We start from the raw sequence: 13,728 nt of genomic DNA, 5'->3' as shown, positions 1-13,728 counted from the left end.
GGATTGGTGAGGAAGTCCGGGGCGAACGGATCGAATCCCAGCACGTCGGCGGGGGTCATCTCCGGCCGCGGAGCGCTGTATGGATCGTTGTTTTCGATCATTGAGTCTCGCGGCATATGCGGAGTAGTTCATATACAAATGATCATGTCAATAGAGATCGTCAAGTGGGCCGAATTCCGTGCTTGACGGCCTTTCCCGTATCCGTTTACCTTCTGCGAGACGAGCGGTTCGCTCGGTCTCGAGTTCTGGGGTTGAGAGGACTCCCGATGGATGTGCTCGCCGAAGGCGTTGAGCTGACCCATGCGGATCTCGAGCTCCTCGCGGAGCTCGCCACAGGAGTCACGGTCGACAGGGTGGGCCGTCGCCTCGACATCAGCGGCCGCACGGTCCGCCGCCGCCTCCGCTGCATCTGCGACCGCATCGGCGTGGCCACCGCCATCGAGGCCGTCGCCTGGGCATGCCGCCGCCAATTGATCTGACCCCCATTGTCACGTTCCAAACCCGCACGGCGAGCTCTCCGCGTACGGCGAGCTCTCCGCGTACGGCGAGCCCTTCCTGTACGGCGAGCCGCCGCCACCCGCCGCCCGCCGTCGTGCGCTGACGACCCGCGCCCGGCGCTTCCGGCGAGTCGAGGCCACTTTCCCGCCGCCACGGCGCCCATGATCGTGGCACCCCGGCCCCCAACTCCCCGCCGCACAGAGCGCCGCCCTCCACCCCGCCGACCCGGCGCCAGGGAAACCCCAGACCTCCGAAGCCCCCATGCGGATCCCACCGTTCCCACGCACCCGGATCCCAGGGTTCCCACGCACCCGGGTTCGGAGGCTCGCCGTACACATGCAGTCCCGCCGTACACGAGCAGCCACAAGGAGCCCCGCCATACGCAAGCAGTCCCGCCGTACGAGAAAGTCGTGCGGCGGGACGCTGAAGGAGAGAGTCAGTCGGCGATGCGGACCGCGCCCGCGAACGGGCGGTTGCCGAGGGGGGCGATGCGGACGACGTCGCCCGTCTGGGGTGCGTGGACCATCATGCCGCCGCCGATGTAGATGCCGACATGGTGCAGGTCGCTGTAGAAGAAGACCAGGTCGCCCGGCTGGAGCTCCTCGCGGGAGATGTGCCGCCCGGCCGTCCACTGGTCGCCCGTGTAGTGCGGCAGCGAGATGCCGACCGTCTGGTAGGCGGCCATGACCAGGCCGGAGCAGTCGTAGGAGCTCGGGCCCGCGGCGCCCCAGACGTACGGCTTGAGCTGCTGGGTGAGCGCCCAGCGGGCCGCCGCGGCGGCCTTGCCCACGCCGACGACGGGCAGGTTGACCTTGACCGCGCGGGTGCCGGGGCGGCCGGCCTCGCCGATGGCGCGCTTGTAGAGGTTGCTCTCGACCTTGGTGACCAGCTTGCTGATCCTGTCGCGCTTGTCGGACAGGTCGCTGACGAGCTTCTGCACCTCGGCGATGCGGGTGTTGGCGCTGTCGCGGGCGCGCTTGGCGGTCTCCATCGCGTCGGTGATCTGGCTGACCGCGGCGCCCTGCTGCTCTTCGATGGCGTAGGTGGTGGCCGCCCGGTCGAGGAAGGTGTTGGGGTCGGTGGACTGGGCGAAGGCCAGGGCCTGGCCGAGGCCGCCGGAGATGTACTCGTTGGTGGCGAGCTGGGAGGCGGCCGCGCGCTTGGTCTCGAGCTGGGTCTCGCTGTCGGCGAGCGTCTTCTTGGCGATCTCGACCGACTTCTTGGCGGTCTTCAGTCGCTCGCGCTGCCCGTTGAACTGCTCGGTCAGCGTCTCGATCTGCGTGTGCATCGCCTGGACCTGGGCCGACAGCTGCTTCAGCGAGGGCTTGGGTTCGGCGGCGGCTGAGGTCAGAGGCAGGGCCAGGACTAAGGCCGTGAGGGTGGTGCCGACGACGGCGAGCCTGCGGGCGAGACGTTCCGGAGGGCGGGCGTTGCCCGCCTGCTTTCCCCCGCGGTCGCGCGTGCGCTTCACCAACCAGCTCCTTTCTGCGGCGCCTACCGGGTTAGCTGACGGGTTCGGGCCGGAGCAGCCCTACCGAGCGGCGGTGCTCGGATTCACCCCGGTGGTGGCGCGCGGCCACCGGTGGGTCCCCGGCTCCCCTTGCGGGGATTCGGCGCATCACCCAGAAGGGTGACATCGACGGTGGACACTAGTGCACCTGCGGTTCGTGCTCAACCAGAACTGCCAAGTCCGTAGAGGTTTCACAACCAGAGGGTCACGAGGGGATCACGCGGACAGCCGTGCGAGATCGACTTTACGTCCTGTTTGCCCCAGCTTTGACCGCGCCTGATGGGATTCCAGGTTGAAAGGCTGATCGTGGTCGTATGACCACAACACGTGACGACTAGTCGTATCCGGAAGAGTTAGGGATGAGCCGTAATGGGATCGGTAGGCTGAAGGCCCATGGAACAGGCCGCGGAGCTGACAGTCACTGACGCCGATGTCACAGAGGTGGTCGTGCGGCGCGCCCGCACGCCTGACGTCAGGATGGTCAGGCGACTCGTCGACACCTACGCCGGCGCCGGTCCCCGCCTGCTGGAGAAGGCCACCGTGACCCTGTACGAGGACGTGCAGGAGTTCTGGGTGGCCGAGCGTGGCGGGCAGATCGTCGGTTGCGGTGCGCTGCACGTGCTCTGGGAGGACCTCGCCGAGATCCGCACGGTGGCGGTCGATCCGGAATTCCGCGGGCTGGGAATCGGTCACAAAATCGTCTCGGCCTTGATCCACACCGCGAAGGAGCTCGGTCTGCGCAGGGTTTTCTGCCTGACATTCGAGATCGACTTCTTCGCCCGACATGGTTTCCGTCCGATCCAGGGCACTCCGGTCTCGCCCGAGGTCTACGCAGAACTGCTTGCCTCATATGACGAGGGGGTGGCCGAGTTCCTTGATCTGGAACACGTCAAGCCGAACACCCTGGGCAACACCCGGATGCTGCTCCACTTGACACCTGGTGACTCGGTCCTTGACTAATGGGAAAGATGATTGTTGATACCTATGCCGATACGTTGGGCCACACAGGCATGTGCCACATGCGCACTCGAAGCGAGGTGACACGGTGAGCACCGGACAGCCGCCGTATCCACAGGACGATTCCGGCGAGAATGCTGCCGGGACTCCCGAATACGGCCAGCAGAACGCGGGCCGGCCCCAAGGCGAGCCCGACCCGGACGTGACGGTCGTGGGTTACCGGGCCGACGACTACAACCAGCAGCCCGGTTACGGGCAGCAGCCCGGATATGGCCAGCAGCAGCAGTACGGGCAGCAGCCCCAGTACGGCCAGCAGCAGCAGTACGGCCAGCAACCGCAGTACGGCCAGCAGCCCGCCTACGGGCAGCAGCAGCCTCAGTACGGCCAGCAGCAGCCCCAGTACGGTCAGCAGCCGCAGTCCCAGCCCCAGCAGTACGGCCAGCAGCCGCCCTCCCAGCCGCAGTACGGGCAGGAGCCGCAGTCGCAGCCGGGCTACGGGCAGCAGCCGCAGTACGGCCAGCAGCCCTCGGGCCCGCAGTACGGCCAGCAGCCGCAGCCCGGTTATGGTGACCAGCCCGGCTACGGTCAGCAGCCGCAGTCGCAGCCCGGCTACGGTGACCAGCCGGGTTACGGTCAGCAGCCGCAGTACGGTCAGCAGCCGCAGTCCCAGCCGGGCTACGGCGATCAGCCGGGCTATGGACAGCAGCAGTACGGCCAGCCCGGCTATGCCCAGCCGGGTCAGCAGCAGTACAGCGCCCCGGGTTACGGCCAGCCCCAGCAGGGTTACGGCCAGCCCGCCTACGGTCAGCCGGGTTACGGCCAGCCGGTCGGCGTCCAGCCGCCCGGCGCGCCCGCGCCGCTGGCCGAGTGGTGGCAGCGCCTGGTGGCCAGGATCATCGACATCGTCATCTTCTTCGTCGTCGGCCTGATCATCGGCGCCATCTTCACCGCCATGCTGCTGGCCAGCTACGACTGGCGCACGGGCACCATGAGCGGCGGCATGAGCGCCTTCGCGGTGGGGCTCATCACGACGATCATCATGACTGCTCTCTACATCGGCTACGAGTTCTTCCTCACCAAGATGAAGGCTCAGACGCTGGGCAAGATGGTCATGGGCATCAAGATCGCCCAGGTGGGCGGTCCCGTGCCGCTCGGCGGTCTTCCCAACGACGTGGCCCTCAAGCGGGCGGCCGTGACGTGGGGTGGCTACCTCCTCAGCGTCGTCCCGTTCCTCGGGTGGCTGCTCGCCTGGGCGGCGGTGGGCCTGCAGGGCGCCTCCCAGCTGTGGGACAAGCCGATGCAGCAGACCTTCGCCGACAAGCTCGTCAGCACGGTGGTCGTGAAGGTCAAGTAGGGTTTCCGCGCAAATCAGAGGCCGGCGCCGCGCCGGCCTCTGTTTTGTGTGCGGCCGGGTCGGCAAGATAAGAGGCACCCGATCGAGCGAGGTGGGCCATGGCCGGGATGCCACGGTGGCCGGACGCGGTGCCCGCCGAATGGTGGGAACGCCTCGCGGCACGCCTCATTGAAGCGCTCGTGTTCGGCGTCCTCTATTACATTCTGTTCATCGCGCTGTGGGCTCTCTTCCGAACTGTCGGGGTGATGGAGACCGTCGGCGCCCGGCTGTCCGGTGTCTTCGCATGGCTGCTCGCCGGGATGGCATATACCGGCTATGACTGGATCGCGCATTCCACTCGCGGCCGGACCTTCGGACAGGCGATCATGCGGATTCGGGTGGTGCCCGTCGATGATGAGCTTCGCTCGGGTGCGCTGCTGAAACGGGCGCTGGTCTATCCGGGTCCCGCCATGGCCATGGGCATTCCCGTGGTGAATCTGCTGGTGGGAATCTTCGTGTTCTACAACGGCCTGCGTATCTTGATCGACAAGCCGTTCCAGCGCGGGCTGGATGACCGTGTGGCGGGAACACGGGTGATCAAAGATCTCCGCTGAGGCGCCTGTACCTGCGAAGACGGATTTTCGCAAAGTTTTCTGATGATCCGGTAAGGGTGCTGGAGAGACTGGCATTAGGCTGTGGGACATCCGGAGCCCCCGGAGGTTGGTGCCCCCGGCGTGTCGGCATCGTCGCCGCACCGCTATGGTTCGGTTGCGGGTGGTAACACCGCATGGACAGCGAGCCCGTCCGGCTCGGCTGGCGCAGCGTCGCGTTACATGCGCATAAAGCTCCCCGAAACCCCCGCGCCAGTGGAGTCGAGGAACGAATGCAAGGTCTTACGGACGTTTTGTCGGCGCCCATGATGGCCGCCGCGGCGTTGCCATTGGCGTAAACAAGCCGGTCGGCGAGGAGTCCCTGGGGCGGGGGCCAAACGGTCGGGGGCTGTCGGGCAAGCACAACTGAGCCGCCGCTCAGCGAATCTCCGTTGCGTTGAATTGTCTCAAGGCCTTTCCGGGTATATGTTTGTCCAGGCGAATGAAGCAATACTCCGAAGGGAATGCGTAGATGGCCAAGCAGATCCAGGAGATTCTCATCGATGACCTCGATGGGGGCGAGGCCAACGAGACGGTCAGCTTCGCTATTGACGGCTCCTCCTATGAGATTGACCTCAGCGACCTTAACGCCAAGAAGCTGAGGGACGCGCTGTCGCCTTTCGTGCAGCACGGCCGCAAGTCGGGCGCCGTCTCCGCCCGTCGCAGCCGGCGCGGTGGTCAGCGGTCGATGAGCCGGGAGAAGAGCTCGGAGATCAGGCAGTGGGCCAAGGCGCACGGCCTGCCGGTCAGCGAGCGCGGTCGTATCGCCTCCACCGTGGTGGAGAAGTACGAGGCGGCCCACTGACGCCGTCATCATGTGGCGACCATGCGCTTATGCCGCCCGCCTAGAACCCCGGCGGACGCCATAAGCGCATGATCATTGGTGCGCTTCTCAAATGCTGGACGCACCGATCTCCCCAAACGCGGACATTTTTCCCGCGCGTCCCATACTCGTCCAGGGGCGCGCGGTTTTTGTGTGACAGGGCCCACGGCGAAAGATTTCCCGTGGGCCCGCTCCCAGACTGGTAACCGGCCTGACCGGATGCCGAAATTTTGGCGACAGCCTGTCGGCAACATCGCGCGATCCCCTACGGGCACGGGCTTCCCACCGCTCGGCCGCACGCTCGGTTGGCGCTCTTTGACTCGGCCCATAGGATGTTTAGTGGAAGCGGCATCCGGGAGGTGTGGCAGAGGTTGACTCCTCTGCGCGCTCCGATGGTCGATCCGTGTTGATCCGCGTCGGCTAATTCCCGCCGCTTCCGGCAGAGCGTTCTAAACATCGTTCGCTTGCGGCGTATCGGGAACACGTCACCCCCGAACGGTAGTTGGATGGAGGGTGAACGCCCTGCTCTCGGGGAACGTCTCTGCTATAGAGCGTGTCAGCGGCAGTGGGCACGGTTCGCCGAGCCAGGGCTAGCATGCGGGAGGACGGGACCGGATTTACCGGCCTGACTGACCGCTCTGTGAGGAGCGACGAGATGTTCGAGAGGTTCACCGACCGAGCGAGGCGGGTTGTCGTCTTGGCCCAAGAAGAGGCCAGGATGCTCAACCACAACTACATCGGCACTGAGCACATTCTTCTTGGCTTGATCCATGAGGGTGAAGGCGTGGCGGCCAAGGCTCTGGAGAGCCTCGGCATCAGCCTTGAGGGTGTGCGTCAGCAGGTCGAGGAGATCATCGGCCAGGGACAGTCGGCTCCGTCGGGGCACATTCCGTTCACCCCGCGGGCCAAGAAGGTTCTTGAGCTGTCGCTCCGTGAGGCTTTGCAGCTGGGTCACAACTACATCGGCACCGAGCACATCCTGCTCGGTCTCATCCGCGAGGGTGAGGGTGTGGCCGCCCAGGTGCTGGTCAAGCTTGGAGCTGATCTCAACCGTGTCCGGCAGCAGGTCATCCAGTTGCTCCACGGCTACCAGGGCAAGGAGCCGGCCGCGGCCGGCGGTCCCCAGGAGACGGCCCCGTCTACCTCCCTGGTGCTCGACCAGTTCGGCCGCAACCTGACCCAGGCAGCCCGCGAGGGCAAGCTGGATCCGGTCATCGGCCGCGAGAAGGAGATCGAGCGGGTCATGCAGGTCCTCTCCCGGAGGACCAAGAACAACCCGGTGCTGATCGGCGAGCCCGGCGTCGGCAAGACCGCCGTCGTCGAGGGCCTGTCGCAGAAGATCGTCAGGGGCGAGGTGCCCGAGACGCTGAAGGACAAGCAGCTCTACACGCTTGACCTCGGCGCCCTGGTCGCCGGCTCCCGCTACCGCGGCGACTTCGAAGAGCGCCTGAAGAAGGTGCTCAAGGAGATCCGCACCCGCGGCGACATCATCCTGTTCATCGACGAGCTGCACACGCTGGTCGGAGCGGGTGCCGCCGAGGGCGCGATCGACGCCGCCAGCATCCTCAAGCCCATGCTGGCGCGCGGCGAGCTGCAGACGATCGGCGCGACCACGCTCGACGAGTACCGCAAGTACCTGGAGAAGGACGCCGCGCTGGAGCGCCGCTTCCAGCCGATCCAGGTGGCCGAGCCCTCACTCAGCCACACGATCGAGATCCTCAAGGGTCTGCGCGACCGCTACGAGGCGCACCACCGCGTCTCCATCACCGACGGCGCGCTGGTCGCGGCGGCCCAGCTGGCCGACCGCTACATCAGCGACCGCTACCTGCCCGACAAGGCGATCGACCTCATCGACGAGGCCGGTTCCCGGATGCGCATCCGCAGGATGACCGCTCCGCCGGACCTGCGCGAGTACGACGAGAAGATCGCCAACGTGCGCCGCGACAAGGAGTCCGCGATCGACGCGCAGGACTTCGAGAAGGCAGCCGCCCTCCGCGACCAGGAGAAGCAGCTGCAGCTCAAGCGCGAGCGCAGGGAGAAGGAGTGGAAGGCCGGCGACATGGACGTCGTGGCCGAGGTCACCGAGGAGCTCATCGCCGAGGTCCTGGCCACCGCCACCGGCATCCCCGTCTTCAAGCTGACCGAGGAGGAGTCGCAGCGCCTGCTCCGCATGGAGGACGAGCTCCACAAGCGGATCATCGGCCAGGACGACGCCATCAAGGGCCTGTCGCGGTCCATCCGGCGTACCCGCGCCGGCCTGAAGGACCCGCGCCGTCCCGGCGGCTCGTTCATCTTCGCCGGCCCGTCCGGCGTCGGTAAGACCGAGCTGTCCAAGGCGCTGGCGGAGTTCCTGTTCGGCGACGAGGACGCCCTCATCAGCCTGGACATGTCCGAGTTCATGGAGAAGCACACCGTCTCCCGGCTGTTCGGCTCGCCTCCCGGCTACGTCGGCTACGAGGAGGGCGGCCAGCTGACGGAGAAGGTGCGGCGCAAGCCGTTCTCCGTGGTCCTCTTCGACGAGATCGAGAAGGCCCACCCGGACATCTTCAACTCGCTGCTGCAGATCCTGGAAGACGGTCGCCTGACCGACGCCCAGGGCCGCGTGGTCGACTTCAAGAACACGGTCATCATCATGACCACCAACCTCGGCACCCGTGACATCTCCAAGGGCATCGGGGTCGGGTTCGCGAAGAACAACGACGCCGAATCCAACTACGACCGGATGAAGTCGAAGGTCTCGGAGGAGCTCAAGCAGCACTTCCGTCCCGAGTTCCTCAACCGCGTCGACGACGTCGTGGTCTTCCACCAGCTCACGCCGAAGGAGATCATCCAGATCGTCGATCTGATGCTCGCCCAGGTGGGCGCTCGGCTGAAGGACCGCGACATGGGTCTGGACGTCTCGCCCGAGGCCAAGCAGCTGCTGGCCGACCGCGGTTACGACCCGGTCATGGGCGCGCGGCCGCTGCGCCGTACCATCCAGCGCGAGCTGGAGGACTCGCTGTCGGAGAAGATCCTGTACGGCGAGCTGCGCCCCGGCCAGGTCGTCAAGGTGACGATCGAGGGCGAAGGCGACGCCGCGAAGTTCATCTTCGTCGGCGAGACCGCGACCAAGGTTCCCGACTCGGCCGCCGCGATCGCGGCGCCGGTCCAGAACTAACCGGTCCACCAGGAACCCCCGGATGCATGGCATCCGGGGGTTTCTGCTTGCCCAGAGGAATTTTCTGGGTGATGGTGTACTCCACCGCGAGTAGTACTACACTGCGTAGAGCTTAGTTCGCCAAGTCTCGTCCAAGTGAGTCGCAAGATCGCGCCTCTAGGCTGAGGCTGCTCCTCGGGGAGTACTGAGGAATCAACTCAGGGCGGACGCGTACGCCCCCAAGGAGCAGGCATGCTCGGGCGGACGACACCAGTGCAAGCCGTGGAGGACACCGATGCGCCTGCGTCACGAGGACGGAACGCTCGTTCATCTCGCCTACAACGCCGGCGTTCATCCCGCGGAGGACCTGGAGAACCTGATCGCCCACCTGACCCGGTACGCGGTGCCGGTGCGCAAGCGGCTGGGCGTCGAGCGGATGGGCATCGGCCTGTGGCTGGCCCCGAGCGTGGCCGACCACCTGATCGCCGACCGCATCGAGCTGGTACGGCTGCGCCGCTCGCTGGAGGAGCGCGGGCTCGAGGTCGTCAGCCTGAACGGCACCGGCGGGCGCAACCTCGACGTGCCGGGTCCCGACTGGGCCAAGCCCGAGCGGTACCGGTACACGATGGCGCTGGCCAAGATCCTGGCGTTCCTGCTGCCGGACGACGTCCGGTTCGGGAGCATCTCCACCATTCCGATCGGGTGGCGCCGTGACTGGCCCTCCGACCTGCACGCCATCGCCACCAAGCGGCTCGAGCGGCTGGCCAGGGAGCTGCGCGGCATCTACAGCGTCACCGGCAAGACCATCCGGGTGGGCTTCGAGCCGTGGCCCGGCTGCGTGCTCGAGACCACCGAGCAGGCGCTTGAGCGGGTGTGCGGCATCGACTCCGAGCACCTCGGCGTGTGCCTGGACGCCTGCCACCTGGCCTGCGGCTCCTCCGAGGAGCCCGGCGCCGCGCTGCGCGGGCTGGCCGCGGCGGGCGCGCCCGTGGTCAAGCTCGGCCACCTGCACAACCACGAGACGCCCAGCACGGGCGCCGTGCTGCACGACACGCTCACGGCCATGCTCTCGGGCGCGGTCAACGGCACCGCCCACGTCGAGGTCGAGACCCACAACCTGTCCGTCCCCGGCCGCGCCAAGGGCCCCGGGGCGCTGGTCTCCCTCCTCGCCGCGGAGCTCGACTGGGCCCGCACCAGCCTCACCAGCCTGGGCCTGCAGCTCGCCGCCTGACCTCTCCCGGACGTTACGGCAGGCCGCGGGACCGCAAGTCTCCCGGACATTACGGCAGGCCGCGCGACCGCCAGTCGCCGCACTTCGGCCGCCCTCTGTCCAGGGAGACGCTCCTCCGGTGACGGGGGTTGCCCGCCGCCACGACTCCGCCGCAGACCGCCTACCCGGTCTTGGTCGTCCCTCCGGGGCGTCCGCGCCGCCACGACTCCGCCGCAGACCATCTGCCCGGTCCCAGGCGTGCTCCGGGAGCGGAGACGGTAGGCGCCGTCGTCGAGGATGTCGGCTGTGAGGCGGGGCTTTGACCCCACGCGACCGGTCGGCGACTGTCTCAGCGGCCACGGGGCAGTGCGGCCCAGGCCGTAGAGAGGCGGCTGACCAGTTCTGCCGAGGTGTCCGGGGCAAAGGAGCAGGGGAGGCGGAGGTAGTTGTCGTGGGCGCCGGTCGGATCCATCGTGGCGCCCGGGATGACCTCCACACCGTGGCGTAGCGCCACCTGCGCGTAGATCCGGGCGTCGGTGCCCGGGGGAAGCCGGATCCACAGAACGGAGCCTCCCTGTGGCTCCTGCCAGCGCCAGTCCGGAAGCTGCTCGGCCAGCAGCCGGGTGATGGCGGCGAGCCGCTCACGGCGGATGCGGTCCCGTCCGGGTGCGAGGGCCGGGAGCTCGGGGAGCAGCCGGGCGGCGAGGGCTTGGTCGAGGAGCGGGCTGCCGAGGTCGTTGAGCGCCTTGATGCGGGCCAGGCGTGCCACGGCGTCCTGCGGCGCGCGGATCCAGCCGATCCGCAGGCCGCCCCACACCGCCTTGGTCAGCGAACCCACCGTCAGCACGGTTCCTCCGGCAGGATGCGCGGCGATCGGCGGCGGAGCCTGCCCGGGGGCGAGAGCCGCCGCGTGGGCGCTGTCCTCCAGGAGGGTGACGCCGTGTTCCGCGGCGAGCTCGGCCACTCGGCGACGACGTCCGGCGGACATCAGGATGCCGGTGGGGTTGTGGTAGGTCGGCATGACGTAGAGCAGCGCGGGCCGGTGTTCGGCGAGCGCGGCGGCGAGCCGGTCGATCCGGATGCCGTCGGAGTCGAGCTCGACGCCGACCAGCTGTGAGCCTGCCGCTCTGAGGACGTCCAGGCAGCCCGGCCACCCGGGGGACTCCACGATCGTGGTCGACCCGCGTCCGAGATAGAGCTGGGCGCTCAGGGAGACGGCCTGCGTCGCACCGGTGGTCACCAGCACCTGGTCGGACGTGGTCGGCAGTCCGTGCGCCGTGTGGTGGGCGGCGATCGCCGCCCGCAGCGCGGGGAGTCCGGCCGGGTGGTAGCCCGCGTCGCGGATCAGCCCGGGCAGGTCCTCGCGGATCAGGTCGAGCAGCGCCTGGGCCAGATCAGGACCGCCCGCCTCGGCCGCCTGCCCCAGCGAGATGAGGTTCGGCGGCTGTGCCACCAGCCGCTGGATCACCGCGGTGGCCTGGCCTCCCTGAACCCGTCCGTCCCCCGGGACCCGGTGAACGACGGCTGCTCCCGACACCCGCGTGCCACTGCCCCGACGGGTCTCGACCAGGCCCGATCCGCGCAGCGCGTCGTAGACGGCGACCACCGTCGCCCGGCTGACCGACAGGGCGTCGGCGAGCCGCCGCTCGGACGGCAGGCGGTCACCGGTACACAGGTCCCCGGACCGCACGGCTCGGACGAACGCTTCGGTGAGCCGCCGGTACAGCGGCCCCTCGGCCGAACTCCACTCGCCCAGCAGGTCGATCAGTTCGGATGGTTCGGACATCCCGCGATGCCGGTCCACTTTCCCTCCATGGGCACGGGTGTACGAGCCGCTGCCGCCCGAGACTAACGGCATGACCTCCACCGCGAATCCGTGCCCCTGCGCGTGGCAGCGATCTGTGACCCGCCCGTCCTCGCCGCGGCAGACAGCGAGGGAACGCCCGAGCACGACAAGAAGCCTCCGGCCCTCGTCGCTCGGAAAACGGTCCACATTGGCGGAAAGTGGACGGTTGGGACCGCAGCCCCATCGCCCAGGCTTGCCGCATGGACTACCGGCTGAAGGCGATCTGCGACCTGTCCGTGCCGAGCGCCCGGGAACGGGCGGGCAGGCACGAGTACGACGGGACGCCGCAGGACCTGTCCCCGTCCGGGGTGCGCGCCGGGCTGGCCGCGCTGGGCGGGCCCGGCTACCCGGATCGGCACGACGAGGCGCTGGCGCTGGCCGCCGAGCACACGCTGCGGGTGTCGTTCGGCGAGCTGGAACTGCACCGGTCCAACCCGCTGTGGCACATCGCCAACCTGGAGCTGACCTGTTACGACCGCGAGTACGCCGCCGAGGCCGCGCGGGCCGAGGCACGGCGGGCGCACCTGGCGGCCTGGCCGGACGCGGTGGACGCGGCGGTGACCGCGCTGGACCGGGTGCCTGCCCCGGTCGCCACCGCCGCGCTGCCCGCGGCGCGCGGGCTGGCCACCGGGGTGCAGGACCCGGCCGCGCTGGGCGCGCTGGACCGGCTGGTGGCACACCTGGAACACGCGGCGGAGCACGGCGAGCCTGCCGCCGCGCTGGGCGCATCCGCGTTGACCGCGCTGCTGTCGGCCACCGAGGCCCTGGACGTGAACCTCGCCGACCTGGTCACCCAGGCGGAGCTGGAACGGAAGCGGTTGCGGCAGCTGCTCGACGAGTCCTGCCGCCGGATCGACCCGGAGGCGCCGAGCGAGCGGACCGTGCGGGCGCTGCTGGCCGACCGGCCCACCCCGGACCAGGTGCTCGGCGAGGCTGCCGCACTGGTCGCCGAGGTGATCGCGTGGACGGCCGAGCAGGGACTGGTGCCCTACGACGACGGCGAGTGCGTGGTCGAGCCGACACCGCCGTCCCAGCCGTGGCAGGTGGCGGCGATGGTGCCCGCCGCGCCGGGGGAGCCGGACGCGCCGAGCCGGTTCTACGTCACCCCGCCCGGACCTGACTGGCCGGAGCGGGACCGCGAGCAGTGGCTGTCGCTGTACGCGCGGTCGTTCCTGCCGGTGATCGCCGTGCACGAGGTGGCTCCCGGCCACTTCTCGCACGGCAGGGCGTTGCGACGGGTGGCCTCGCCGGTGCGCCGTACCTGGCTGTCCGACGCGTTCACCGAGGGCTGGGCGCACTACACCGAGGAACTGGCGCTGGAACAGGGCTTCCGGTCGGCCGACCCGGGGTTCCCTGTGGCGGTGGCCAGGGACGGGCTGCTCAGGATCACCCGGTTGATCTGCTTGATCGGGCTGCACAGCGGGGACCTGTCGGTGGCGGACGCGACGCGCCGGTTCACCGAGGACGCGTTCCTGGAGGGCCGCACCGCCACCAGGGCGGTGCACCGGCTGCTGCTCGACCCGCTCTGCGGCGGGTACGCGTGGGGCAAGCTGGCCATCCGCGACCTGCGGGACCAGGCGCGCGAGCGCTGGGGCGCCGCGTTCTCGCTGCGCAGGTTCCACACCGCGCTGTTCGACCTCGGCGCGCCCCCGCTCGGCCTGCTGGACACCGCACTGGAGCGCGGCTGATCCCGGAGCAGTCGCGGCTACGCGGTGTTCGCCCTGCACTGGCCGAGGACGGCCGCCGAGACAGGAGTGGGTCTAGC

10 protein-coding genes and 1 riboswitch are annotated in these 13,728 nt (G+C 68.6%); of the genes, 8 read left to right on the top strand and 2 right to left on the bottom strand.

The window, feature by feature from the left end; translation table 11 throughout:
• Positions 1-266 precede the first annotated feature (266 nt).
• On the top strand, positions 267-479 hold the full coding sequence (locus tag KIK09_RS10030; protein WP_214318456.1) for a LuxR C-terminal-related transcriptional regulator: 213 nt from the start codon (positions 267-269) through the stop codon (positions 477-479).
• Between the two features lie 455 nt (positions 480-934).
• Here the strand turns inward: KIK09_RS10030 and KIK09_RS59020 are convergent, their stop codons facing one another.
• Positions 935-1,969, bottom strand: coding sequence for a C40 family peptidase (locus KIK09_RS59020; protein ID WP_308164004.1), 1,035 nt, complete (start codon positions 1,967-1,969; stop codon positions 935-937).
• 5 nt (positions 1,970-1,974) lie between these two features.
• Positions 1,975-2,124: riboswitch (cyclic di-AMP (ydaO/yuaA leader) on the bottom strand.
• A 277-nt stretch (positions 2,125-2,401) separates the two neighbouring features.
• Here KIK09_RS59020 and KIK09_RS10020 point away from each other — a divergent pair.
• The 6 genes from KIK09_RS10020 (at position 2,402) to KIK09_RS09995 (ending at position 10,138) form a co-directional block, all read left to right on the top strand.
• Positions 2,402-2,968 carry an amino-acid N-acetyltransferase gene (locus tag KIK09_RS10020; RefSeq protein ID WP_214318455.1) on the top strand — a complete coding sequence of 189 codons (567 nt, stop codon included), beginning with the start codon at positions 2,402-2,404 and terminating at the stop codon, positions 2,966-2,968.
• A gap of 85 nt (positions 2,969-3,053) precedes the next feature.
• Positions 3,054-4,319 carry an RDD family protein gene (locus KIK09_RS59960; RefSeq protein WP_214318454.1) on the top strand — a complete coding sequence of 422 codons (1,266 nt, stop codon included), beginning with the start codon at positions 3,054-3,056 and terminating at the stop codon, positions 4,317-4,319.
• Positions 4,320-4,417: 98 nt separating this feature from the next.
• Positions 4,418-4,912, top strand: coding sequence for an RDD family protein (locus KIK09_RS10010; RefSeq protein WP_214318453.1), 495 nt, complete (start codon positions 4,418-4,420; stop codon positions 4,910-4,912).
• A gap of 508 nt (positions 4,913-5,420) precedes the next feature.
• Positions 5,421-5,753, top strand: a complete 333-nt coding sequence (locus KIK09_RS10005) for a histone-like nucleoid-structuring protein Lsr2 (protein WP_214318452.1) — start codon at positions 5,421-5,423, stop codon at positions 5,751-5,753.
• 673 nt (positions 5,754-6,426) lie between these two features.
• Positions 6,427-8,928, top strand: a complete 2,502-nt coding sequence (locus KIK09_RS10000; protein WP_214318451.1) for an ATP-dependent Clp protease ATP-binding subunit — start codon at positions 6,427-6,429, stop codon at positions 8,926-8,928.
• Between the two features lie 274 nt (positions 8,929-9,202).
• Positions 9,203-10,138, top strand: a complete 936-nt coding sequence (locus KIK09_RS09995) for a TIM barrel protein (RefSeq protein ID WP_214318450.1) — start codon at positions 9,203-9,205, stop codon at positions 10,136-10,138.
• A gap of 328 nt (positions 10,139-10,466) precedes the next feature.
• Here KIK09_RS09995 and KIK09_RS09990 read toward each other — a convergent pair whose 3' ends face one another.
• Positions 10,467-11,903: an aminotransferase-like domain-containing protein gene (locus KIK09_RS09990; protein WP_214318449.1), complete on the bottom strand. Its 1,437-nt coding sequence runs from the start codon at positions 11,901-11,903 to the stop codon at positions 10,467-10,469.
• Positions 11,904-12,163: 260 nt separating this feature from the next.
• Between KIK09_RS09990 and KIK09_RS09985 the strand changes: the two genes are divergently transcribed.
• Positions 12,164-13,651: a DUF885 family protein gene (locus KIK09_RS09985; RefSeq protein ID WP_214318448.1), complete on the top strand. Its 1,488-nt coding sequence runs from the start codon at positions 12,164-12,166 to the stop codon at positions 13,649-13,651.
• Positions 13,652-13,728 lie beyond the last annotated feature (77 nt).

The sequence above is a fragment of the Nonomuraea sediminis genome, assembly GCF_018531495.1.
In the GTDB taxonomy this organism is placed as follows: domain Bacteria; phylum Actinomycetota; class Actinomycetes; order Streptosporangiales; family Streptosporangiaceae; genus Nonomuraea; species Nonomuraea sediminis.
This window is presented reverse-complemented; position numbering and strand designations above follow the sequence as displayed.